Origin of the sequence: Candidatus Accumulibacter sp. ACC007 (assembly GCF_907163205.1) — a bacterium.
GTDB classification, from domain to species: Bacteria; Pseudomonadota; Gammaproteobacteria; order Burkholderiales; family Rhodocyclaceae; genus Accumulibacter; species Accumulibacter regalis.
Genome location: NZ_CAJQUD010000001.1, coordinates 2,375,118 through 2,398,789, shown reverse-complemented (window position 1 = coordinate 2,398,789; position 23,672 = coordinate 2,375,118). Strand labels below are relative to the sequence as shown.

Genomic DNA, 23,672 nt, shown 5'->3' with positions numbered 1-23,672 from the left:
GGAACCCGCTCGCTCGCTCGAAACGCGTCGATTCAGAGTCCTTGCTCGAACTTCCGGCATTGCAGGCCCGTGTTGTGTGCAACGGTGTGGATAATCTTTCGCGGCAACGTGCCGTGAGTTCCTTGACACCGCTTGCGGGAGGAGCGAGGGGCGCGAGGGTCGGACTACGTGAGCTGTTACCAGCGTGCGTCGCCGGAGAGTGCCGCCGTGCTCAAGCGCCTTGGCGGTTGTAGTTCGCGGCAAGCCGCCTTGAAGCCCCGACAGTCGCCTACAGCGAGGTTGGCGGACACCTTGTCGACCTGCTCGACGCCTCCGCGCGTGCGTCTCTGTGTACCACTCCCGGTGTTCGTGCCACACCAGCGGATCGCCGATTTGGCGCAGAAACTTGGTTTGCAGCGGGTGATTCTGACCGAACCGGCAGATGCTGGGATCATTGCTGCTCTGAACGTATATAATTGGCGGTCATGATGAAAGAAGAAATCGACCCAAGGTCTCCACTTTCCGAACAAGCTGCCGCGGAGTCGGCTGGCAAGCCGCCACCAGAGGAGCAGCCGTCAGCGGGTACTCGCGCAGAACCCGAGAGCGAGTCGTTGCCCGCGGGCGAACAGCGGCCGGAGACGGGGCAGGTCCCGGAAGCTGAGTCACCGGTCGACAAGGAGCCGTTGCCGGAAAGTCGAGCAACGACGCCCGAGGATCCGCCACGCGCCGAGGTGCAAGCATCTGCAGAGAGTGCTGCTCAGACGCCATCGCCGGCCAGTCAGCCAACGCCTGACAGTGCACAGGGTACAGGCCAGCCCCCGGCAAGCCGGGCGGCGGCGGATCAGCAGTCGCCCGGCTGGCGCAGTCCGTGGTTGCTGGTGGTGCTGGTAGCCCTTGGGCTGGCCGGCTGGCAGTGGTTCGAAACCCGGGAGAAACTGGCCGATACGCAACAGGAGTTGGCCCGTCGCCTCGCCGACAGCGATTCGAGTGGCGCCGAAATCCGCGCGCTATCCAAGGGTGCGACCGAGCAGGTGGCTGGTGTTCTCGGTCGCCTTGCGGCCCTTGAGGGGAAAATTGGCGAATCGCAGAGCCAGCAGGCGATGCTCGAGAAGTTGTACCAGGATATCGCCCGCAACCGGGATGAGTGGGCACTCGCCGAAGTCGAACAAAGTGTGACCCTGGCCGCGCAGCAGTTGCAGCTGGCGGGCAATGTGCAGGCAGCCGTACTCGCCCTGCAAACCGCCGACGCCCGCCTGGCGGCGAGCAGCCGGCCACAGTTCGTCAGCCTGCGCAAGGTTTTGAGCAATGATCTCGACCGCCTGCGTGCTTTGCCGCAGATCGATGTTGCGGCCATGAGTTTGCGCCTGGAAAGTGTCATCAACGCCATCGACACGATTCCCCTGGCTGTCGATGGACGTTCCCGGCCGAACGGCGAGGGCGCGAAAGAAAGCGCAGACGGTGCGGCGGCGGAAGTGTCGTCGCCCCCGGCTGCTGAATGGCCTTCGGTAAGCAGCGTCGAGTTCTGGGAGAAACTGGTCAGCGCTGAGCTGTGGCAGCGATTGGGTCGCGAGATCTGGGCGAAGTCAAGTCGCTGATCCGGATTCCAGCGCGTTGACCGCGATGAGCCGGCCTTGCTCGCGCCGGGCCAGGCGTTTTTCTTGCGCGAGAATCTCAAGTTGCGTCTACTCAACGCGCGCCTGGCTTTGCTGGCGCGCGATCAATGGACTTTCCAGAACGAGCTGAAGCATGCCCGGGCGTGGATCGATCGCTACTTTGATACCAGCGATAGCTCGCTGCAGACCGCGCAAAGCAATCTGGACCAGCTCGTTGCCACCGAGATCAACATCGAGATGCCGACGCTCAATGAAAGCCTGTCGGCGGTCAAGACCTTCAAGCTCGGTCAGGAGCGCCAGTGAGAGGGCTACTTTGGCTACTGGCACTTGCTGCCACGGCTGTCGGCGTTTCGCTGGCAGCACGGTACAACGACGGCTATCTGCTGCTGATCGTCCCGCCGTATCGCATCGAGATCGCACTCAGTCTGGCGATTCTTCTCTTCTTCACCTCCTTCGCCCTGCTGTACCTGCTGCTGCGGACAATTGGGCTGACGCTCTCCCTGCCCGGCCGGTTTGGCGACTATCGCGCACGTCGCCGTCGCGAGAAGGCCACGGCGTCTCTTCATGAGGCCATTCGCCTGCTCTTCGAAGGGCGTTTCACGCAGGCTTTGAAGAAAGCCGGCGAGGCGCACGCTGCTGGCCAGTCGCCGGGCGTGGCAGCCTTGCTGGCCGCACGGGCCGCGCACGGTCTTTGCGAACCCGAGAAGGAGCAGGAGTGGCTCGGCCGCGTCAACGACTCGCGGCTGGATCCTGCCCGGCTGATGCTGGAAGCCGAAATGGCCATCGACCATGAGCAGTATGTCGAGGCGGTGAGCTTGTTGCACGCCCTGCAGAACATTTCTGGTCGGCACATCGCCGCGTTGCGCCTTGAACTGCGTGCCCAGCAGGGTTGCGGCAACTGGCCGGAGGTGTTGCGGCTGGCACGCCTGCTCGAGAAGCGCGAAGCTTTGGCTCCGGAATTGGCGCAGGAAATCAAGACCCAGGCGCACCAGGAAACCATCCGCCGGCAGCAACAGGCCGACGAGGGCCAATTGCTCGCCTACCTGCGTGCCATACCGGCCAAGGAGCGCAGCCTGAGGCTGACGCACACCGCCTGCGAAGCCTTGCTTGAACACGGGGTTGACGATGATGCGCAGCGCATGATCGAGAAACAGCTCGACGTGCAGTGGGATTCGGACTTGGTGCAACTCTATGGCCAGGTGCGGGGCAGCGACCTGACTTCGTGTATTGCTCGCGCCGAGAAATGGCTGCCGCAGCATCCCGACGACGCACAACTGCTGCTCGCCTTGGGCCGCCTGTGTTTGCAGCAGCGTTTGTGGGGTTAAAGCGCAAATCTACTCGAGGCCTCACTGTCGCTGGTCGATCAGCGCGCGGTCAGGCTTGAGGTTGGCTCGCCTCTTCGAGCCGACCGAACGCTGGATGAGGCCATGGCCGCATTACCGGGCCGCCGCCGAGCAGTCGCCCTGCGGTCCTTCAACGCCCGCTTCTTCGCCCTGGCCTGAGCTCTCCTCGCGCAGTGCCCTCGTTTGCCCGGCTAGGTCTATCGGTCTCCCTCCCGCTTAACCCACTCTCGCGGTTCCAGCAGCGCGTAGAGTTCTGCTTCAGGGCTGCCGGCCGTGGGTCGCCAGTCGTAACGCCCATTTGACGGTCGTGGCAGCGACATCAGGATCGACTCGGTTCGTCCGCCCGACTGCAGGCCAAACAGCGTTCCGCGATCCCAGACCAGATTGAATTCGACGTAGCGCCCCCGCCTATACGCCTGAAAGTCGCGCTCAGCGTTCTCCGTAGGGCGTTCCCTGGCGCTTGTCGATGATCGCAGGTAGGCTTCGGTAAACGCTTCTCCGACGGCTTGAGTCAGGGCGAAGCAACGCTCGAAACCACCCTCGCTCAGGTCGTCGAAGAAACACGCCACCGACGCCACGTGGTTCATTGCGGTGTTTGAGGAAAAAGTACTCGTCGCACCATTTCTTGTAGCGCGCGTGGACGTCTTTCCCGAAAGGGAGCAGCGCCTTCTTGCACGTGGCGTGGAAATGCCGGATGTCTTCGCTGAATGGATAGTAGGGGGTCAGGTCCATGCCACCCGCCGACCACCACACCGGTTCAGCATCGCTCCTGGTCGCCACCAGCGCGCGCACGTTCATGTGCGCGGTCGGGGCAGTAAGGGTTTTGCGGGTGTAACACCAGCGATCGCCCATCGCTTCGATAGGCGCGACCAGCAGTTCTGGCCGCTTTGCGGTCGCCGAAGCGGGCAGCGTGGAACCGATGACCTGCGAGGAAGGCTACGCCACCGCGCTCGAAGACGCGACCGCCCTCCGATGATGCACGTGCAGCCCCTTGCCGGCGAGCGGCCCACCGGCTGCCTTTTGCCAGCTATCGGCGCGGAATTGTCTGCCGTCGGCGCCCCTCGATTGCTTCCAGCGCCCGCGACTATGCGCGTCTGCAAAGCCGGTGAAATAGTCCTCAGGAGTGCCGCGTCCGATCATTTCGAGGGTTCGCCGGCCGACCCCAACCAGATCCCCTGCCTGCTCTGACTCCTCATCGTGGCACGGCGCGGTGGCCGATGTCGTGGCGATACTGCATACCGTCGAAGTGAATTCCGATAATCAGATGTAGGCCGCTTCTGCGCCTGCTTGACGTTGTCGCCGAGCGCCGTGACGCAGAGTACGCGGCCACCGGCGGTGACCGTCTGGCCCTCGCGTTCGCTGGTCCCGGCGTGGAAACATGGACTGTCTTCGCTGCTTGCGCCGCCTTTCGGCAGGCCGCTGATCACGTCGCCCATGTGCGGGGTGCCAGGGTAGTTGGCGGCCGCGAGAACGACGCCCAGGGCGACGCGCCGATCCCAGCTCGCTTCAGACCTGGTCGAGCGGCCGGCGACAGCGTGGTCGAGCAGCATGAACAGGTCCGACTTCAGGCGCATCAGGATCGGTTGCGCTTCCGGGTCGCCGAGACGGCAATTGATTCAACCGTCTGAACCGATCCGTCCCTTGCCGATCATCAGCCCGGCGTAGAGGGAAACGGTGTAGGGGATTCCCTCGGCGGCCATTCCCCTACCCGTCGGCAGGATGAGTTCGCGCCATCGTCCGGCGTGCACCTCGGGTCACCACCAGCGCTGGCGAGTAGGCGCCCATGCGCCGGTGTTGGGGCCGGTATCGCCGTCGCCGAATACGCCTTGTGGTCCTGGCTCGATGCCAGCGGCAGGACATCCTTGCCGTCGACCAGGACGATGAAGCTGGCTTCCTCGCCCTCCAGGAACTCTTCGACGACCACCTGCGTCGGCGTGCCACCCTCCGGCGCGCACGCGCCATTCTCTGGCAGCATGCGGTCGAGCGCAGCGTGCGCCTCGCGAGAGTCATCGCCACCCACCACCCCCTTGCCGGCAGCGAGGCCATCGGCCTTGATGACAATTGGCGCACCCTGCTGGTCTACGTAGGCGTGCGCCGAAGCGCGGTCGGTGAAACTTGCAAAGCGCGCCGTCGGGATGCCGTGCCTGGCCATGAAGCGCTTGGCAAAGTCCTTCGAGCTTTCAAGTTGCGCGGCTTCCTTGCTCGGGCCGAAGATCTTCAGGCCGCGGGGCGCGAAAAAGGTTGACGATGCCGGCCGCCAGCGGCGCTTCGGGGCCGACGATGGTCAGCGACACCCTTTCTTGCTCGGCGAAGTCGGCGAGCGCGTCGAGATCGGTGATGGCCACGTTCTCCAGCGCCCGGTCCGCAGCCTGTGCCGGCGTTGCCAGGCGCGACGAAGACCTTCTGCAGGCCGGGCGTCTTGGCCAGACACCAGGCGAGTGCGTGTTCGCGACCGCCCGAACCGATGACCAGTAACTTCATAAAAATCCTCTCCCCCGAGAGCGGCCGCGGCGGCATGCTGCTGGTCCGCAGCAGAACGATTGCCGTCGACAATTCCGCTGGTATTAGATCAGCTCAAAAGCCCGTCACACTTCGCGTCTTTGCCGCCGCACTGCGATCAGTGCCGGAAGTGACGGGCGCCGGTGAACACCATCGTCAGTCCATGCTCGTTGGCGGCGGCAATCACCTCCTCGTCGCGCATCGACCCTCCCGGCTGGATGACCGCCTTGGCGCCCGCCGCCGCGAGGACATCGATGCCGTCACGGAAGGGGAAGAACGCGTCGGAGGCGACCACCGAACCGGCCAGTTCGAGACAGGCGTTCTGGGCCTTGCTTACGGCAATTCGCGTCGAGTCGACGCGGCTCATCTGGCCGGCGCCAACGCCCAGGGTCATGCCGCGGCCACAGAAGACGATGGCATTGGACTTGACGAACTTGGCGACGCGGTAGGCAAAAAGAAGGTTCTCGATCTGCGACTCGCTTGGCGCCAGGGCGCTGACCACCCTGAGGTCGGACGCCTGCACGTTGAATCGGTCCGGTGTCTGCAGCAACAGGCCACCGCCGATGCGCTTCATCTCGAAGTCGTGGTAGACCTTGGCCAGTGGCAGTTCCAGGACGCGCAGGTTTTGCTTGCCGGACAGCAGTTCCCTGGCCGCGGCGGTGAACGCGGGAGCGAGCAGAACCTCGACGAAATGCTTGCGCGAATTCATGGCCACGACGACGTCGGCGTCTACCGTGCCGTTGAAAGCAATGATGCCGCCAAACGCCGACGTCGAGTCGGTCTGAAAGGCTTTTTCGTAAGCCGACAGAAGGTCGGCGCTGATCGCGACGCCACAGGGATTGGCGTGCTTGACGATCACGCAGGCGGGCGTGTCCGAAGGGTCTTGACGCATTCCCAGGCGGCGTCCGCGTCGGCGATGTTGTTGTAGGACAGTTCCTTGCCCTGTAGCTGCCGGTAGTTGGCGATCGAGCCTGAGACCGGCTCTGGATCACGGTAGAAGGCGGCCTGCTGGTGTGGGTTTTCGCCGTAACGCAGCGTCTCGCCACGATCGAAAGCCAGCTGCAGCCGCTCGGGAAAGGGCTTTGCCTGTTCGCTATCGTCAAGGGAGGTCAGCCAGTTGGCGATGGCCGCGTCATAGCGCGCGGTATGTACGAAGGCTTTCTTGGCCAGGGCGAAGCGGGTGGCCGCGCTCAGCCCGCCGTCGTTGGTCGCCATTTCCGAGAGGAGTGCCGGGTAGTCTTCGGGATCGGTGACCACGGCCACGCCGGTGTAATTCTTGGCCGCCGAACGGACCATGGCTGGACCGCCAATGTCGATGTTCTCGATGGCCTCGGCGAGCGTGACGTCGGGTTTGGCAATCGTCTCGCGGAAAGGGTAGAGGTTGACGCAAACCAGATCGATCGCCGGAATGCCGTGCTGCTCGATGGTCGCCAGGTGTTCCGGCAGATCGCGGCGGGCGAGGATGCCGCCGTGCACCTTCGGATGCAGCGTTTTCACGCGGCCGTCGAGCATTTCCGGGAAGCCCGTGTAATCGCCGACCTCGGTGACCTCAAGGCCGGCATCGCGCAGCATTTTGGCCGTGCCGCCGGTCGACAGCAGTCTGACGCCGTAGGCGGCAAGGCCCTGGGCAAATTCGAGAGCACGATTCTTGTTGGAGAGGCTGATCAGGGCTTGGCGTATTTTCATGGTGGGCAGGTTTGCGGCAGGGTAAGGAGGATTGGAGCAAGAGGTCGGCTCAGGCGATGAGCCGGTGATCGATCAGTTTCTTGCGCAGAGTGTTGCGGTTGATTCCGAGAATTTCGGCAGCGAAAGTCTGGTTGCCGCCGGCCTGTTTGAGCACGACTTCGAGCATCGGGCGTTCGACGCTCTTGATCACCATCTCGTACACCGGTGCCGGCTTTTCGCCGTCAAGGTGCTGGAAATAGTTTTCCAGCGCCTTGCGGACGAAGCTTGCAATGTCCTCATCCTCATCGTGTTGTCGCTTCATGCGGCGAGATCCTCACAATTGGCGTTGGCCAGCGCCGGCGTGGCCGGATCGCTGCTGACGTAGGGCAGGTGCTCGTTGTGCTCGGCGAGCGCCAGGAAAAGTCGTTGACACGCTTGCCGTTGCAGGGCGATCGTCGGCAATTGGTTCATCATGTGGCGGAAGGCTGCCGATCCGACCAGCCCCTTGGTGTACCACGAGATATGCTTGCGGGCGACGCGCACGCCAGTTTCCGTCCCGTAGAAGAGGTAGAGGTCTTCCAGGTGGGCGAGCAGGATGCGGTGAATCTCGGTGACCCGCGGCGGCATCAGATGCGTGCCGGTGTTCAGGAAGTGCTCGATCTCGCGGAACAGCCAGGGACGACCCTGGGCCGCGCGGCCGATCATCAGCGCGTCGGCGCGGGTGCTCTCGAGAACGAACTTCGCCGTCTCCGGAGAGACGATGTCGCCGTTGGCGATCAGCGGAATGCGGGCCTCGGCCTTCACCGCGCGGATGGTGTCGTACTCCGCGTGACCGCTGTAGCCACAGGCGCGCGTCCGTCCATGCATGGCCAGGGCCCGGATCCCGGACTGCTCGGCAATTTTCAGAATGCTCAGGGCGTTACGGTTGCTGGTGTCCCAGCCGGTCCGGATCTTCAGCGTCACCGGCGTCTGCGGTACCGCATTGACCACCGCCGACAGGATCTTGCCGACCAGCGGCTCGTCACGGAGCAGGGCAGAGCCGGCCATCACATTGCAGATCTTCTTGGCCGGGCAACCCATGTTGATATCGATGATCTGCGCTCCGCGGTCGACGTTGTAGCGCGCCGCATCGGCCATCATCGCCGGGTCTGCGCCGGCGATCTGCACCGAGATCGGCGCTACTTCGCCATCGTGATTGGCGCGGCGGCGGGTTTTCGCGCTACCGTAGAGCAGTGAGTTCGAAGTCACCATTTCGGAGACGGCGAGGCCGGCGCCAAGGCTCTTGCAGAGCTGTCTGAAAGGCCGGTCGGTCACACCTGCCATCGGCGCGACAAACAGGTTGTTGCGAAGCGTAAATCCGAGGAATTCCATGGCGGTGCGGTGCCGGGGCGCAAGGCAAGACGGGGATTCTACCGCGATTGGCGCCCGAAAAACAGACGATCTTGCGTGCCGGCGAGTTTGCTTGGCAGGGATGCCGCATCGCGCAATTGCCAGGCTCACTGCCAAGCTGCGCTTTCGGGCGGGCCGCCTGGGTCTGTTGCGCACGGCTTCCGCGACCTTGGCTCGCGACCACCGACGCGGTTTCTCCGCTCGGAAGTCGAGCTTCGGGCTAGGTCTTGCTGGCCTTGTCCGGCATGACGATGTTCACCTCGAGTACTTCCATGTTTCCCTGCTTCTCGATCGACACCTTGATGTCTTCCGGGTTTACCGAGATGTACTTCGAGATCACGGCCATCAATTCCTGCTGCAACGCCGGCAGGAAATCGGGCGTGTTGTTACTGTCATTGCGTTCGTGGGCAATGATCAGCTGCAGGCGTTCCTTGGCAATGGACGCCGTCCTGGGCTTGCTGCCGCCGAAGATCAGGGAGAACAGGGACATCCTTATTTACCCCCGAAGAATCGCTTGAACAGGCCGGGCTTTTCGTAGGCGACGTAACGTAGGGGGATGGTTTCGCCGAGGAAGCGGCCGACCACGTCGAGGTAGGCGCCGGCAACATCGCTGTTGGCGAGGTGGATCGCCGGCGAGCCCGCGTTCGACGACTGCAGTACTGCTTCCGACTCGGGAATGACGCCGATGATCGGCACGCGCAGAATCTCCTGCACATCCTTGTACGAGAGCATTTCCCCTTCCTCGACGCGTTTCGGCGAGTAGCGGGTGATCAGCAGATGTTCCTTGACCGGCTCGCCGCCGCTCAGGGCGCGGCGTGACTTGGCCTGGATGATGCCGAGAATGCGGTCCGAGTCGCGTACCGAGGAAACTTCCGGGTTGCTGACCACCAGCGCCTCGTCGGCAAAGGTCAGGGCCAGAACCGCGCCGCGCTCGATGCCCGCCGGCGAATCGCAGACGACGTAATCGAAGGCCATGTGTTCGAGTTCCTTGAGGACTTTCTCGACACCTTCTTCGCTGAGCGCGTCCTTGTCGCGGGTCTGTGAAGCCGGCAGGACGAAGAGATTGCCGTTCTCGCAGTGCTTGTCCTTGATCAGCGCCTGGGTGAGCGTCGCTTCTCCGTTGAGAACGTTGACCAGGTCATAGACCACGCGGCGCTCGCAGCCCATGATGAGATCCAGGTTGCGCAGACCGACGTCAAAATCGATGACGGCAGTTTTGTAACCACGCAGGGCGAGCCCTGATGCGAAGCTGGCGCTGGTGGTGGTCTTGCCGACCCCACCCTTGCCCGACGTTACGACGACAATACGTGTCACGGATGTTTCTCCGCAGATTAAAGACGAGATTCTACCCGCAGAATGGGCTTTCTGTTGATCCGCGCAGCGCTGGCAGTGCCATTGCCGCTGCCCGAGTCGCTTCTAATCGATCCTGAGTGGTTCGACGACCAGCTTACCGGAGCTGTCGCCAGTTCTTTCAGCGAGCCTGACCTGCACCGCTTTGCCCGCCAGATCGCTCGGTACGCCACTGTCGAAAGTCCGATACAGTCCGGCAACCGAGACCAGTTGGGCATCGAAGCGAGTGCTGAAGATGCGTGCCTCGGTATCGCCGCTGGCACCCGCCAGCGCACGACCGTGCAAGGGAGCGTAGATGTGGATGTTGCCGTCGGCGATGACTTCGGCACCGGAGTTGACCGCGGCGAGAACGACCAGGTCGCCGCCACGGGCGTAGATCTGTTGCCCCGAACGCAAGGGCCGAGTGAGGAACAGCGTTGGCGACCGTGCGCCAGCGCTGGCGGCGGGCTCGGGCTTTGCTTCCGGCGCTGGCTCGGGCTTTGCCTCCGGCTTTGGTTCCAGCGCTGGCGGCGGCGCGGTGGGCACCGGACGCTCGTCGTCGGCACGGGGCGCCGCGCGTAGCGAACGATCGACGGCGGCGTAGGTCGGCAGGCCGGCCGTGCGGGCGCTTTCGCGAAGCTCATCGCTGCCGCCCCGGACACCGATTACGTTCAGCCCGTGGGTCCTGAAGAGCTCCTTCAAGAACTGCCATTTGGCCGACGAGGCGGCACCCGCCTGCGACAGGTCGAGCACGGCAGCGTCGCCATCGAAAAATGGATCGTCGCCGAACAGCGCGCTGGCTGCTTCGCCGAGTTCGCCCAGTTGCAGCGATCGCAGGCTGACCGTGACGATGGGCAGGGTGGTTCCCTTGAACTCGATCAGCGGTGGGGTCTTGTTGGTTGGCGGCATGGGATCGTGAGGGCGCTCTGGCAGGAACTGGGGAATCGACGAAGTCTAGCGGAATCGCCTGTAAAAGCGAACTGCGGCGATGACATTTTCGTGCCTTGCGGGAGCTGTCGTCAGCGTTCAACCGCCGCCCGCAGCCTGGCGTCGACCGTCTATGGCCAGGCGCGGGCTCCCCAAATCATTCGTCTGGCGACGAAGTGGCGCAGTGGCGGCAAGACGTCGAGTGCCAGCAGGCCTGCGCCACGAGCGATCCGTAGCGGCGCCAGGTCATTGCCGAAGAGGCGCACGAGGCCGTCGGTGAAGGCGATGCTGCCCTGGCGGTCGAGGCGGCGAGCACGCGCGTAGGCGGCCAGGACACCGGCATCTCCCGCGTCGTCGCTGGCGTTGGCGAGCAGCGCCGACGCGAGTTCCCAGGCGTCGCGCAAACCGAGGTTGAAGCCCTGTCCGGAAACCGGGTGCAGGCTTTGCGCGGCGTTGCCGATCCACACCTGGCGTGGGCCAACCAGTTGCTCGCGGACACGCAGCGCCAACGGAAAGCTGGTGCGCGGACCACTGGCAACGAAAGCGAGGCGGCTGCCGAACTGCGCCCGTAGCGCGGCGAGGAAATCACCCTCGTCGAGGGCGAGCAAGTTGGCGGCCTTTTCCGGTGGCACGGTAAACACCAGCGAGTAGTCCTGCCCCAGCGGCAGCAGGGCAAGCGGACCATCGGGCGTAAAACGTTCCCAGGCGCGCTGCTGGTGACCAGGAACGGGGCGAACTTCGGCGACCACGGCGTGCTGCCGGTAATCGTAAACGCGCACGTCGGGGTCGCTGACCGGCGTACCTTCGGCGTGCACAACGAGTCTGGCCCGGATCCGGCGCGGTGCGGCGGGGTCGCCGTTCTGCGCCGCCAGAGTGATCTCGGCCGTGTCGTTGCCGGTCGTGATGCCGAGCAGCGTGCAGTCGTGCAAGCACTGCGTCGCGTCGATGCGTGCGTCGAGGGTGGCGGCGAGATCGCGGTAGCGCATCACGTAGCCGAGCGCGGCGATGCCGTATTCGCTGGCATCGATCAGCGTGCGACCAAAACCGCCGCGCTGCGAAACGTGGATACTTTCGATCGCCGTTGCGGCGTTTGCCTTCCAGGCACCGAGACGTTCAAGCAGCTGGCGGCTACCATGCGCCAGCGCCAGCGCGCGCGGATCGCGGGCCCAGGCGGCGTGCGGGCGGCTGTCGAGCAAGAGCACGCTCTGCGGCCCGCCGGCCAGCGCCAAGGCCAGCGACATGCCAACTGGCCCGGCACCGACGATGGCGACGTCGACAGAGCTTGCGCTGCGCGTGCTGTCCGCGCCGTTCGCCGGCTCACTCATGGCGCATGACCTCCTCGATTTCGGCAACCGTTCGTGGTGCGTTGGTGTACACCAGGCAACCGTCGCTGGTGACCAGTACGTCGTCCTCGATGCGCACGCCAATGCCGTGCAGGTGTTCCGGAACGGCGCTTCCGGGGCGCAGGTAGAGGCCGGGCTCGACGGTCAGCGTCATGCCCGCAGCCAGCTTGACCCAGTCGTCGTCGGCGGTGCCGGTCTTGTAGTCGCCGGCATCGTGGACGTCGAGCCCCAGCCAGTGACCGGTGCGGTGCATGTACCAGGGTTTGTAGGCTTCGCTTTCGACGGCGCCGTCGACGCTGCCGGTGAGCAGCTTGAGATCGATCAGCCCCTGCGCCAGGACGCGCAGGGCCGCCTGGTGATAGTCGGTGAACGAGGCGCCAGGGTGTACCGCGGCAATCGCCGCCTGCTGCGCCGCGAGGACGATTTCATAGACCTCGCGTTGCTCGGCGCTGAAGCGGCCGCTGACCGGGAAGGTGCGGGTGATGTCCGAGGCGTAGCCAGCGACCTCGCAGCCGGCGTCGATCAGGACCAGCGATTGGCCCGCCAGGAGCTTGTTGTTTTCGACGTAGTGCAGGATGCAGGCATTGGCGCCACCGGCGACGATCGGCGTGTAGGCGTGGCCGTCGGCGCCGCGGCGGCGAAATTCGTAGCTCAGTTCTGCTTCGAGTTCGTATTCGGCCATGCCCGGCCTGCACGCGCGCATCGCGCGGCTGTGGCCGGCCGAAGCGATGTCGGCGGCGTGGCGCATGAGCTGGACTTCGTGTTCGTCCTTGTTCAGGCGCATCTGATCCAGCAAGCTGCGCAGGTCGCGGATTTCGCCGGGCGCGCGCGTGCCGCTGCGTCCCTGGGAACGAACCGCATTCAGCGCGTTGCTGATGCGGCTGTCCCATTCTCTGTCGTGACCCAGCGAGTGCCACAGCGCCGCGCGGTTGGCGATCAACTTGGGCAGCATCTCGTCGAGACAGCCGATCGGATGCGCTTCAGTAAAGCCGAAGGCGGCGGCGGCAGCGTCGGGGCCGTAGCGAAAACCGTCCCAGGTTTCGCGCTCCTCGTTCTTCTCGCGGCAGAAGAGGATCGCTTTCGCTTCCGCGCCGCCGACCAGGACGATCACCGCATCGGGCTCGGGGAAGCCGCTCAGGTACCAGAAGTAGCTGTCGAAGCGGTAGGGATAATGCGAGTCGCGGTTACGCAGACGCTCTGGTGCCGTGGCCAGGACGGCGACGCCGTCACCGAGGCTGTCGAATACCCGCTGGCGACGCTTGGCGTAGGGTCTTAGGCTCATCTGCTTGGGGCAAGCTCCATGTCGAGTTCAGCCAGACGTTCGCGGGTTCCGACGTCGACCCAGCGACCGCCGTGTCGTTCGCCGGTGAGCGTGCCGCGGGCAATGGCCGCGTCCAGCAGGGGGCGAAGTTTCATTTTCACGCCGGCCGCGACGGTGGCGAAGAAGTTGGGCGGGAAGACGCCAATGCCGGCGTAGGTCAGAGTGCCAGTTCGGTTTCCGGTCGCTGTGCGCACGACCTGGCCATCCAGGGAAAAGTCGCCGCCCGGATGGTGTGGCGGGTTGTCGACCAGCAGCAGATGGGCACGCTCTCGGTCGAGTGTGCTGGCGATGCACCTGGCCCGCGATAAATCCCAGTCGCACCAGATGTCGCCGTTGACCACCAGGAAGGGTTCATCGCCAAGCAGTGGCAGCGCGTTGGCGATGCCGCCAGCGGTTTCCAGCGCTCCGCCCGGTTCGGGCGAGTAGACGATGTGCAGACCGAATTCGCTACCGTCGCCCAGTGCCGCCTCGATCTGTTCGCCGAGATGGGCGTGGTTGATCACCACCTCGTGCCAACCGGCCCTGGCCAGCGCTTGCAGATGCCAGGCGATCAGCGCCCTGCCGCCGGCCATCAGCAGCGGTTTGGGGGTGGTATCGGTGAGCGGCCGCAGGCGTTCGCCGCGCCCGGCGGCAAGAATCATGGCTTTCATCAGAAGCTGTAGCCGACGTCGACCGGTCGTTTCTCGACCACGTCGAGCAGGCGTGCCAGCGGCCGCAGTTCCCTGTAGCGCTCGCAGCTTCGCCGCAGATAGCCGAGCACGCGCGGCATGTCCGCAAGGTAGTTTTCCTTGCCGTCGCGATGGCACAGGCGCGCGAAGATGCCGAGCACCTTGAGCTGGCGCTGTACACCCATCCATTCGTAGTCCCGGTAGAAATCGTGGAAATCGGCCTGTACCGGCAGTCCGGCCTGGCGCGCGCCTTCCCAGTAACGGATCACGAAATCGAGCTCCCGATCTTCTGGCCAGTCAATGTAGGCGTCACGGTAGAGCGAGACGAGGTCGTAGGTCAGCGGACCGTAAACAGCATCCTGGAAATCGAGGATTCCGGGGTTGCTCGGAAAAGCGGGCGAGGGTTCGCCGACGAGCATCAGGTTGCGCGAGTGGTAGTCGCGATGGACGTAGACCCTTGGCTGTTGCAGGTTGTTGGCCAGGATCGCTGCGAACACCGTCTGCAAGGTGGATTGCATGCCTTTGTCGATGGTCACTCCGAGGTGACGGCGCAGGTACCAGTCGGGGAACAGGGCCAGTTCGCGGCCGAGCAGGTCACCGTCGTATTCGGAAAGGACACCGGGTCGACTGGCGAGCTGAATGGCGAGCAGTGCCCGGTTGGCGTCGGCGTACAGTCGCGCCGCCGTGCTCCGGTCCTGCAGGGCACTCAGGTAAGTGCTGTTGCCGAGGTCGGAGAGGAGCAGGAAGCCTTGTTCGAGATCGGCGGCGAGCACCGCGGGTAGATGCACCTCGGCCTCGCGAAACAGGGCGGCAACCTTGATGAAGGGGCGGCAGTCTTCTTTCTCCGGCGGCGCGTCCATGACGATGCGCGTCGTTCGATCGGGGAGCTCGACGCGAAAGTAACGCCGGAAGCTGGCGTCGGCCGAGGCCGCTTCGAGGCGCGCATCCCAGCCTGGGAAAGTTGGCTCAAAGACCTGTCGGAGCCAGTTGCGCAGCAGGGCGGTACGCGGCATGCCGCTTCTCCTTGAACGATGGTGCTAAAATATGCGACCGATTCTACCATCCGGGCAGTGCTTGAAGTGCCGCCGCAGAGACGGCCAAACCAACAGCCCAGCGTCTGAGCAATCGGAATGGTCCCAACAATTCCTGGCATCCTTTACTGACAACTTTGGCATGACGTTTCCCTTTCGGCGCAAGCCGCGGACCTTGATCTTTCGCTGCGCCGTGGCCACGACGCTTCTCGCCAGCCTGCCCGGCGTCGCGCAGGCGCAGCCGGCGCCACCGTTGCGCGTCGATCCGGCGTTGCTTGGCTTGCCGGCCATTGCGCCCGCCTTGCCGGTCAAGCGGCCGCCTGCGGGGCAGGCAGACAGTGCGCCTGCGGAGAGCAAGCCTGTCGTGACTCCGGTCGTCGAAGCGCGACCCGTGCCATCGCCGACGACAGCGGAAGAGCCAGTGCAGGCTTCAGCCGAGGTCAGCAAGCAGCCATCGGCTGAAGCCGCCGTTTCGCCGGCCACGAACGTCAGGCCCGACGTGCAGCCGGGAAAAGCGCTGGCGCGGGGCGCGGAGCAGCCGGGGATCAGCCGGCCCGATCAAGGCCTGGCCGAACCGCTCGCCGAGAGGCCGGAAGCCAGTGCTCGTGGCGCGGAGACCGCGGCCCCGTCGGCGCTATCCGGATCGCCGGCCACGACGACCGCCGTGCCGCCGCCTGCCGAAAAGGCGGCGCCGAGCGTGATTTCCACGCCCTCGCCGGTGCCGGTCAAGCCCGCCGGGGTGGTGGCTGCCGTGCCGTCGTCCTCGTCGCCGGCCAGCGCTACGCCGCCACCCGAAACGGAGGCCGGGTTGCAAGCAACCTTCCTGAGTGCGCAGAGGATTTCGGGCGTCGTTGACCGGGAGCTCATTGCCCAGGACGACGCCGAGTTGCGCCAGGCCGACAAGGTATTGACGGCCGATCAACTGACCTACTGGCCGGTCGACGACGAGGTCGAGGCGGTCGGGAGCGCGCGCTTTCAGCAGCGTGATGACGTCGTCTCAGGGACCAAGATGCGTATGCGGCTCGAAGATCATTTTGGTTTCTTCGACGATGCTTCGTATTTCGTGAAGCGCCCGCCGCGTTCTGTGGCACGCGCGAAATCCGGCGGCGACGTGGCTTCCGGCCTGGCGCCAACCGAAGCAGACAGCGAATTCAGCGCCGGTTTTGCGGCACCCATGTCCTTCGGCCTGGTGCCCGGGCAGACCAAGCTCAAGTATCGCCAGGACGCAAACGGCGAGCCGACCGAAGCGCGCGGCACGGCGCAGCGCATCGATTTCGAGGGCGAGAACCAGATTCGTCTGAGCTCGGCTACCTACACCACCTGCAAGCCCGGTAATGACGACTGGTTTCTCAGCGTCGCCGATCTGAAGCTCGACTACGATAACGAGGTGGGTAGTGGCAATGATGCCACCGTCCACTTCCTCGGAGTGCCGATTCTCTACTCGCCGTGGTTATCCTTTTCGCTCAACAATCACCGCAAGTCGGGTTTTCTGACGCCAAGCTATGGATCGAGCAGCGACAGCGGTTTCGAATTCACCCTGCCCTACTATTGGAACATTGCACCGAACATGGATGCCACGTTCGAGCCGACCCTGCTCACCAAGCGCGGTCTGCTGCTCGGCACCGACTTTCGCTACCTCAACGCGGCCTACGGGGGAACCTACGTCGGCAACGTCCGTGGTGAGTATCTTCCGAATGATCGGGTGGCGAACCGCGATCGCTGGGGTGTGGCCTTGACCCATTCTCAGGTTGCCGCCAACGGTTTCTCGGGCGCGATCAACTACAACCGGGTCTCGGACAGCGATTACTACACCGACCTGTCGAGCGAGATCACCAAGACCTCCGAAACGCAACTTCTGCAGCAAGGGTTGCTCAGCTACGGTGGTGGAGGATGGTGGAATGCGACGGCTAACGTGCAGTCCTTCCAGACCCTGCAGCCGGACCCCCAGAACCCGGTCACTCCGCCCTATCAGCTCTTGCCGCAAATCACCGTAAACGCGCGCCAGCCGGATTTGTTGTCGACCGACAGCGCCTTTTTCGGGCAGTACACCAGTTTTGTCCGTCCCGATTCTTCTACCGTCGACGGACAGCGGACGGTCGTGCAACCACAGATTTCACTGCCCTACATCACCCCCGGCTGGTATGTCACGCCGCGCGTCGGGGTCAATGTCACTCACTATGCCCTGAATTATCCAGGCTCGACGAATGTCCTCCCGACGTCGATCAATCGCAACCTGCCGATCTTCAGCGTCGATTCGGGAATGACTTTCGAGCGCCCCAGCAACTGGTTCGGTCGCGACTATACGCAGACCCTGGAGCCCCGCCTTTACTACCTCAACATACCGTACGAGGACCAGAACGATATTCCGATCTTCGATACTGCGCTGGCCGACTTCAATTTTGCGCAGATCTTTGCCGATAACCAGTTCTCCGGCTGGGACCGTATCAACAACGCCAATCAGCTGACCGCCGCCCTTTCCTCGCGCCTGATCAATCCGACTTCCGGTAATGAGATCATGCGCGGGATGGTCGGTCAGCGGCTCTATTTCACCAAGGACAAGGTGGCGCTGCCGGGAGCGAGCACTCGGCAGTGGGATAAGTCGGATTTCCTGGCCGGCTTCACCGGGCAGATCCTGCCGCGGGTCTATGCCGACGCCGCCCTGCAATACACCGTGGACGATCAGGAGTTTCAACGCTATTCCTTCGGTGCGCGCTATTTCCCGGAGGCCGGCAAGCTGCTCAATGCGTCGTACAGTTACAACACGCAGGCGGTGACGCCGATCAAACAGATCGACGTTTCCGGGCAGTGGCCGATCGATGGTCGCTGGCAGGCGGTCGGTCGCTACAACTATTCGTTTCTGCAGAACCAGCCGATCGAAATTATCGGCGGCCTGGAATACAACGCCGGCTGCTGGGTGGTGCGCGTCGTCGGGCAGCGTCTGCAGACCACCGAGGCGAACGCGACGACGCGAGCCTTCGTGCAACTTGAACTGAGCGATTTCTCGCGCCTGGGCTCGAATCCGATCAGCCTCCTCCAGCGCCGGATTCCCGGCTACGGCGTGGCCAATCAGCCGCAGACGGATTCGGCTCTGGCCGAACAGTAGGTGTTGACCATGATGCTTTTATTTCGCGCGCTGCTGCTATCCCTTTTCCTGGTCGGAGTGGCCGCGGCGCAAAGCGCTGCACAGCCCTCCAGCCAGCCGCTGCCTGCCGACCGTATCGTCGCCGTCATCAATGACGAAGTGATAACGCATCACGAGTTGCGCTCGCGTCTCGCTTCAGCGCTGGGTCAGCTGCAGCGCCAGGGGACCACCCTGCCGCCCAGGGATGTACTCGAAAAGCAGATGCTTGAGCGTCTGGTCATGGACAAGGTGCAGTTGCAGTTTGCCCGCGAGGTCGGCCTGCGCGTCGACGACGCACAGCTTGACCAGGCTTTGCAACGTATTGCTGCCAACAACAAGCTGTCACTCGCACAGTTTCGCGCCGCCCTGGAAAAGGACGGTATTGCATTTGCCAGCTTTCGCGAAGAGATTCGTGCCGAGATGACCATCGCGCGCTTGCGTGAGCGCGAGGTCGACAGCCGGATTTTCGTCTCCGAAGGCGAGATCGATAACTACCTGGTGGGCGAATCCGGGCCGGCTGCCGGCGAGGAGTATCAGATGGCGCATATCCTGCTGCGCGCTCCCGAGTCGGCCAGCCCGGAGCAGATTCAGCAGTTGCGCGCCAAGACCGACCAGATCGTTGAACGGCTGCGCAAAGGCGAGAACTTTGCCCAGCTGGCTGCCGCTTATTCCGATGCGCCGGATGGTCTGCGTGGCGGCGAACTTGGCTGGCGTTCGCTCAACCGCCTGCCGACGATGTTTGCCGAAGTGGCGGCGACGCTCAAGGTGGGCGACGTGTCGCCGGTTCTGCGCAGCTCGAACGGATTTCACTTGATCAAATTGCTGGGCAAGCGGGGTGGCGGTGCCTTGCCGGCTGTTCAGCAAACGCACGCACGGCATATCCTGATCAAGGTCAACGAAGTGGTCTCGGAGCCCGAGGCCCGGCACACCCTGGAGAGTCTGCGCCAACGGATCAAGCACGGCGAGAGCTTTGCCGACCTGGCCAGGCTCTTCTCGCAGGACGGCTCGGCGTCAAAGGGTGGTGATCTTGGCTGGATTTACGAGGGTGACACGGTCCCGGAGTTCGAGCGGGCGATGAATGCGCTGGCCCCGGGCGAGCTCAGTGAGCCGGTGCAGTCACCCTTTGGCTTCCATCTGATCGAGGTGCTCGAGCGTCGTGTCCAGGATGTATCGAGTGACCGCCAACGTGCGGCAGCACGGCAGGTGCTGCGTGAGCGCAAGCGTGACGAGGCCTATCAGGACTGGCTGCGCCAGACGCGAGATCGCGCCTACGTGGAGCTCCGCCTGGAGGAGCGTTGAGCGCCATGTCGAGCGCGCCGGTGATCGCCGTCAGCAGTGGCGAACCGGCCGGCGTCGGCCCCGAGATCTGCCTGCGTCTGGCCGATTGCGCGCTGGATGCTCGCCTCCCGGCACGAATCGTCGTTCTTGCGGATCGCTCACTGCTCGCCGAGCGCGCCGAGGCCCTGCACTTTCCCGGCAAGCTCCGTGACTGGCAAGCCAGTCTGCCGCCGCAAGCCGGCACGCTGGAAGTGGTTCACCAGCCGTTGGCCGTCGCGGCGACGCCCGGTCGTCTCGATCCGGCCAATTCCCGCTACGTGCTGGCACTGCTGGAGCGAGCACTGAGCGGCTGCCAGAGCGGTGAATTTGCCGCCATGGTCACCGCCCCGGTGCACAAAGGTGTCATCAACGACGCCGGCATTCCCTTCAGCGGGCATACCGAGTACCTGGCCGAGCGGACGGCAACGCCACGGGTGGTGATGATGCTTGCCGGCGGCGGCTTGCGGGTGGCACTGGTGACGACGCATTTGCCGCTGCGTGACGTGCCAGCGGCGGTCACCCAGACTGCCGTCGAGGAGACACTGCGTATCCTGCACCGCGAGATGACAGCGAAGTACGGCATCGCTCGCCCGCGTATTCTGGTTGCCGGCCTGAATCCGCACGCCGGCGAGGGGGGCTACCTCGGCCATGAGGAGATCGAGGTGATCGCGCCGGTGCTCGAGCGGCTGCGGGCCGAAGGCATGACCCTGCTCGGCCCCCTGCCGGCCGATACGATGTTCTCTCGGCCGGTCCTCGAGCGCGGCGACTGCGTTCTCGCCATGTACCACGACCAGGGCCTTACCGCGCTCAAGTACGCGAGTTTTGGCCACGGCATCAATGTCACGCTGGGCCTGCCGATCATCCGTACCTCGGTCGATCATGGCACCGCACTTGAACTGGCGGGCAGCGGACGGGCCGATCCCGGCAGCTTGCTGGTGGCCATTGAGCAGGCCATCGAAATGGTGGCGCGCGCCGCTGGCAGCAGGCCAGCGAGGGCATGAGGAAGCACATCGCGCGCAAGCGCTTTGGCCAGAATTTTCTCGTCGATGAACAGGTCATCGACGAGATCATCGACCAGCTGGCCGTACACCGTGGCGAGACGGTGGTCGAGATTGGCCCAGGGTTGGCCGCCCTGACCGCTCCCCTGTTGCGGCGCCTTGACCATCTGCACGTCGTCGAGATCGACCGCGACATCGTTGCCCGACTCGGGAAGATCTATTCGGCGGACAAACTGACGGTGCACGAGGGTGACGCGCTGGCCTTCGATTTCGGTCGACTGGCCAGCAACGCGGGCGCCCACCTGCGCATTGTCGGCAATCTGCCGTACAACATCTCGACGCCACTCCTCTTTCATCTCGCCGATTATTCCACCTGCGTCCGCGACATGCACTTCATGCTGCAAAGCGAGGTCGTCGACCGCATGGTCGCCGAGCCGGGTAGTGGCGATGTCGGCAGGCTGACGGTGATGCTGCAGTACCGTTTCGTCATCGATCGTCTGCTCGACGTGCCGCCAGAGGCGTTCGATCCGCCGCCCAAGGTGCACTCGGCGCTGGTGCGCCTGATTCCGCGTTCGCCAGAAACTCTGCTGGCGGGCGACGAAACGCGCTTTTCGGCGCTGGTCGCCAGCGCTTTCCGGCAGCGCCGCAAGATGCTGCGCAACAGTCTCCGGGGGATGGTCGACGAGGATCAGCTGGCGGCGCTCGGCGTTTCACCGACTTGTCGGGCGGAGGAGCTGTCGGTGGCCGATTACGTTCGCCTGGCCAACAGCCTGACGTGAAAACGGCGTCGCCGGTCCGGCGACGCCGTTCGCGCAGGCAGCTCGCCGTTCAGCCGGTTTTCTTGACCGGACAGGTGTTGGCTCCGAGCAGCAAGTAGGCGGGACAGACACCAAACAGGCCGGTCAGCAGCGGTACCACGCCGATCCAGCCCCAGGCGCCGACGACCCCGAGGGCGGCCATCGTGATCAGCGCGATACCGACGACGATGCGCAGGATTTTGTCGATTCCACCGACATTGGTTTTCATGATTGGCTCCGTGAGCGTTGGTGAGTGACGGTGCCAGATTACGCCGCTGCAGCCTGGCTGTATGTAACCGCAGTCACAGAGTCACAGAGTCACGGCGTGCAGTGTCGCGCCGCCAGCGGGTGGCCAGCGGCTATCAGCGAGGGCTGTCCGCCAGTTGCTGCAGCCCGATCGCGTCGATAACCGTAATCTGTTCGCGGCCCAGCCTGACCAGTCCCTGCACGGCGAAGCCCTTGAGCAGACGACTGACCATCTCGCGGACGCTGCCGAGTTCCTCGGCCAGTGCCTGGTGTGTGATTTGGATGCTTTCGCCCCTGGCCACTAGCAGCTTTGCCAAGCGCTGGTCGAGGCGGTGGAAAGCCACTTCTTCGACCAGTTGCATCAGCTCGGCAATGCGCTCGGCAAACAGGTGGAAGACGAAGTTGCGGAAGCTCCCGTTCTCGGCGAGCAGTTTCTCGAACACCGCCATCGGCAGGAGCAGCAGCGACAGGGACGTCTCGGCAATGCCGCGCGCCGAATAAGGCGTGTGCCCGAGCAGGCAACTCGAGCTGATGATGCACGAGCCGCCCGGCTCGACACGGTAGAGCAGCATCTCGCGGCCGCCGGCGGTGCTCTTGACGACCTTGATCGTGCCGGCCAGAATCAGCGGGAACCCCAGGCAGTCCTGACGTTCGCTGAACAGCTTCGTGCCGGCGGGCAGGTCGCGCTGCGTCATTTTCTGGCCGAGATCTGCGAGTTGATCGGCCGGCAGCGAGCTCAGTGCCGGATAGAGTGCGAGCAGGGACGGCGGCAGACTGCCAGGTGGCGTGCGGTGCATCAATCGGCCAGTTCCGCGGTCACCGGCGCGTGATCCGACGGTCGTTCGAGCTTGCGCAGGTCGCGCTTGATTTCGGCCCCCGTACAGCGCCCGGCGAGTGCCGTCGACAGCAGGATGTGGTCGATGCGCAGCCCGCGGTTCTTCTGGAAACCGAGCATCCGGTAATCCCACCATGAAAAGCTCTTCTCCGGCTGCTCGAAGAGGCGAAAGCTGTCTCGCAGGCCCAGGTCCAGCAGGCGCTGGAAAGCCGCCCGCTCGGCTGCGGAGCACAGGATCTGTCCAGCCCAGGCTGCCGGGTCGTGCACGTCGCGGTCGTCGGGCGCAATGTTGAAGTCTCCGGCCAGGACCAGGCGCGGATTCACGGCCAGCTGCGCGGCGATCCAGTTGATCAGCGCGTCCAGCCAGGCAAGTTTGTAGGCGTACTTGTCGCTGCCGACTGCCTGTCCGTTCGGCACGTAGGCGCAGACCACGCAAATCCCGCTCAGGGTTGCCGCCAGCAGGCGCTTCTGCGGATCCGCATAGAGCGGGTTGCCACAAACGATCTCCGTCGGCGGCTCGCGAGTCAGTAGGGCGACACCGTTGTACGTCTTCTGTCCGGAGAAGAGCGCGTGATATCCGGCGGCCTCGAGCTCCGCCTTCGGGAAGAACGGGTCGTCGAGCTTGGTTTCCTGCAGGCAGACGACATCGGGTTGCTGCGCCGCCAGCCAGTCGAGCAACTGCGGCAGCCGGACCTTGAGCGAATTGACGTTCCAGCTGGCGATCTTCATTCGCGGGGCGGGCCGGCAGGTTTGAAGCCGTAGGGAGCGGTGGTCGGATAGCCGGCAAAGTCGAGCAGCTCGTTCCAGGTGGCGGCAGTAAAGCCGGTGGCGTTTTGCCGGCCGACGCTGATGCTTGGCAGCACGGCGTCGCCGCCCAGTTGCCGGCCAAGCGCGGTCAGCTCGTCCTGGCTGGTGAGCAGCTTCTCCGCGAACGGAACGCCGCGGCCATTGAGCAGCACGCGCGCGTGCTGGCAGGCGCCACAGTCGGCGCTGGTGTACAGGACGACGGGGAATCTGGCGCTCGCCTGGCGTACGGCATAAGGAAGTCGCTGCTCGTCCTCGCCTGCGGTGGTGCCCTCGGAGACGGTTACTCCGGGCGTTCCCGGCGGCGGTGGCCGGTCGGAGATCACGGTGACGCCGCTGCGCGCGTCGATCCAGCGGTAGGTGTGTTGTGCGTTGACCGCGCTGGCCGCCAGCAGGGCAGCGGCGATGGCGGCGAAGCGCACGGCGGTTATCGGGTGCATGGGGTGA

20 protein-coding genes and 4 pseudogenes are annotated in these 23,672 nt (G+C 64.3%); 7 read left to right on the top strand and 17 right to left on the bottom strand.

Features of this window, described 5'->3' with window-relative positions; translation table 11 throughout:
- Positions 1-464 precede the first annotated feature (464 nt).
- The 3 genes and pseudogenes from QZ634_RS10490 to QZ634_RS10480 all read left to right on the top strand — a co-directional run bounded on the left by QZ634_RS10490 (position 465) and on the right by QZ634_RS10480 (position 2,917).
- On the top strand, positions 465-1,574 hold the full coding sequence (locus tag QZ634_RS10490; RefSeq protein ID WP_291987906.1) for a uroporphyrinogen-III C-methyltransferase: 1,110 nt from the start codon (positions 465-467) through the stop codon (positions 1,572-1,574).
- Between the two features lie 24 nt (positions 1,575-1,598).
- A pseudogene (locus QZ634_RS10485) lies at positions 1,599-1,895 on the top strand (uroporphyrinogen-III C-methyltransferase); the annotation flags it as partial.
- Entirely contained in the window at positions 1,892-2,917 is a 1,026-nt protein-coding gene (locus tag QZ634_RS10480) for a heme biosynthesis HemY N-terminal domain-containing protein (protein WP_291987904.1), read from the top strand. The pseudogene QZ634_RS10485 and the gene QZ634_RS10480, both read left to right, overlap by 4 nt.
- A gap of 215 nt (positions 2,918-3,132) precedes the next feature.
- Here the strand turns inward: QZ634_RS10480 and QZ634_RS10475 are convergent, their stop codons facing one another.
- The 13 genes and pseudogenes from QZ634_RS10475 to QZ634_RS10415 form a co-directional block, all read right to left on the bottom strand.
- Positions 3,133-3,522 carry a coproporphyrinogen III oxidase gene (locus QZ634_RS10475; RefSeq protein WP_291987902.1) on the bottom strand — a complete coding sequence of 130 codons (390 nt, stop codon included), beginning with the start codon at positions 3,520-3,522 and terminating at the stop codon, positions 3,133-3,135.
- A gap of 37 nt (positions 3,523-3,559) precedes the next feature.
- Positions 3,560-3,808 (bottom strand): annotated as a pseudogene (locus tag QZ634_RS10470) (coproporphyrinogen III oxidase); the annotation flags it as partial.
- A 319-nt stretch (positions 3,809-4,127) separates the two neighbouring features.
- Positions 4,128-5,416 (bottom strand): annotated as a pseudogene (gene purD / locus QZ634_RS10465) (phosphoribosylamine--glycine ligase).
- A gap of 136 nt (positions 5,417-5,552) precedes the next feature.
- Positions 5,553-7,120 (bottom strand): annotated as a pseudogene (purH, locus tag QZ634_RS10460) (bifunctional phosphoribosylaminoimidazolecarboxamide formyltransferase/IMP cyclohydrolase).
- Between the two features lie 49 nt (positions 7,121-7,169).
- Positions 7,170-7,421 carry a helix-turn-helix domain-containing protein gene (locus tag QZ634_RS10455; RefSeq protein WP_291987900.1) on the bottom strand — a complete coding sequence of 84 codons (252 nt, stop codon included), beginning with the start codon at positions 7,419-7,421 and terminating at the stop codon, positions 7,170-7,172.
- Positions 7,418-8,470 carry a tRNA dihydrouridine synthase DusB gene (gene dusB / locus QZ634_RS10450; protein WP_291987897.1) on the bottom strand — a complete coding sequence of 351 codons (1,053 nt, stop codon included), beginning with the start codon at positions 8,468-8,470 and terminating at the stop codon, positions 7,418-7,420. Before dusB ends, QZ634_RS10455 begins: the two co-directional genes overlap by 4 nt.
- Positions 8,471-8,708: 238 nt before the next feature.
- A complete protein-coding gene (minE, locus tag QZ634_RS10445; RefSeq protein ID WP_291987895.1) occupies positions 8,709-8,978 on the bottom strand; it encodes a cell division topological specificity factor MinE in 270 nt (89 codons plus the stop codon).
- Positions 8,979-8,980: 2 nt separating this feature from the next.
- On the bottom strand, positions 8,981-9,802 hold the full coding sequence (gene minD, locus QZ634_RS10440) for a septum site-determining protein MinD (protein WP_291987893.1): 822 nt from the start codon (positions 9,800-9,802) through the stop codon (positions 8,981-8,983).
- A gap of 102 nt (positions 9,803-9,904) precedes the next feature.
- Positions 9,905-10,726, bottom strand: coding sequence for a septum site-determining protein MinC (minC, locus tag QZ634_RS10435; RefSeq protein ID WP_291987891.1), 822 nt, complete (start codon positions 10,724-10,726; stop codon positions 9,905-9,907).
- A gap of 149 nt (positions 10,727-10,875) precedes the next feature.
- Positions 10,876-12,069, bottom strand: coding sequence for an FAD-dependent monooxygenase (locus tag QZ634_RS10430; RefSeq protein WP_291987889.1), 1,194 nt, complete (start codon positions 12,067-12,069; stop codon positions 10,876-10,878).
- Positions 12,062-13,369 carry an aminopeptidase P N-terminal domain-containing protein gene (locus QZ634_RS10425; protein WP_291987887.1) on the bottom strand — a complete coding sequence of 436 codons (1,308 nt, stop codon included), beginning with the start codon at positions 13,367-13,369 and terminating at the stop codon, positions 12,062-12,064. Before QZ634_RS10425 ends, QZ634_RS10430 begins: the two co-directional genes overlap by 8 nt.
- The gene (gene murU / locus QZ634_RS10420; RefSeq protein ID WP_291987885.1) at positions 13,366-14,058 is read right to left on the bottom strand and encodes an N-acetylmuramate alpha-1-phosphate uridylyltransferase MurU; all 693 of its coding nucleotides are present in this window, start codon (positions 14,056-14,058) and stop codon (positions 13,366-13,368) included. Before murU ends, QZ634_RS10425 begins: the two co-directional genes overlap by 4 nt.
- Positions 14,058-15,089: a phosphotransferase gene (locus QZ634_RS10415; protein WP_291987883.1), complete on the bottom strand. Its 1,032-nt coding sequence runs from the start codon at positions 15,087-15,089 to the stop codon at positions 14,058-14,060. The genes murU and QZ634_RS10415 overlap by 1 nt, the downstream gene beginning before the upstream one ends.
- A 160-nt stretch (positions 15,090-15,249) precedes the next feature.
- Here QZ634_RS10415 and lptD point away from each other — a divergent pair, with 160 nt between their 5' ends.
- Genes lptD through rsmA form a run of 4 tightly spaced genes read left to right on the top strand, consistent with a single transcriptional unit; the run spans position 15,250 to position 21,322 of the window.
- Positions 15,250-18,210, top strand: coding sequence for an LPS assembly protein LptD (gene lptD / locus QZ634_RS10410; RefSeq protein ID WP_291987881.1), 2,961 nt, complete (start codon positions 15,250-15,252; stop codon positions 18,208-18,210).
- Positions 18,211-18,219: 9 nt separating this feature from the next.
- Positions 18,220-19,527, top strand: coding sequence for a peptidylprolyl isomerase (locus QZ634_RS10405; protein WP_291987879.1), 1,308 nt, complete (start codon positions 18,220-18,222; stop codon positions 19,525-19,527).
- Between the two features lie 5 nt (positions 19,528-19,532).
- Complete coding sequence (pdxA, locus tag QZ634_RS10400; RefSeq protein ID WP_291987877.1) at positions 19,533-20,546, top strand: 4-hydroxythreonine-4-phosphate dehydrogenase PdxA; 1,014 nt, start codon at positions 19,533-19,535, stop codon at positions 20,544-20,546.
- The gene (gene rsmA / locus QZ634_RS10395; protein WP_291987875.1) at positions 20,543-21,322 is read left to right on the top strand and encodes a 16S rRNA (adenine(1518)-N(6)/adenine(1519)-N(6))-dimethyltransferase RsmA; all 780 of its coding nucleotides are present in this window, start codon (positions 20,543-20,545) and stop codon (positions 21,320-21,322) included. The genes pdxA and rsmA overlap by 4 nt, the downstream gene beginning before the upstream one ends.
- 49 nt (positions 21,323-21,371) lie before the next feature.
- On the opposite strand, the gene QZ634_RS10390 is transcribed toward rsmA, so the two are convergent.
- The 4 genes from QZ634_RS10390 to QZ634_RS10375 form a co-directional block, all read right to left on the bottom strand.
- Positions 21,372-21,569, bottom strand: a complete 198-nt coding sequence (locus QZ634_RS10390) for a DUF2892 domain-containing protein (protein WP_043566451.1) — start codon at positions 21,567-21,569, stop codon at positions 21,372-21,374.
- Between the two features lie 133 nt (positions 21,570-21,702).
- Positions 21,703-22,383 carry a Crp/Fnr family transcriptional regulator gene (locus QZ634_RS10385; protein ID WP_291987873.1) on the bottom strand — a complete coding sequence of 227 codons (681 nt, stop codon included), beginning with the start codon at positions 22,381-22,383 and terminating at the stop codon, positions 21,703-21,705.
- Complete coding sequence (xth, locus tag QZ634_RS10380) at positions 22,383-23,150, bottom strand: exodeoxyribonuclease III (protein WP_291987871.1); 768 nt, start codon at positions 23,148-23,150, stop codon at positions 22,383-22,385. The genes QZ634_RS10385 and xth overlap by 1 nt, the downstream gene beginning before the upstream one ends.
- Positions 23,147-23,665 (bottom strand): glutaredoxin family protein, encoded by a 519-nt coding sequence (locus QZ634_RS10375; RefSeq protein ID WP_291987869.1) that lies wholly within the window; start codon positions 23,663-23,665, stop codon positions 23,147-23,149. Before QZ634_RS10375 ends, xth begins: the two co-directional genes overlap by 4 nt.
- Positions 23,666-23,672: the final 7 nt, after the last annotated feature.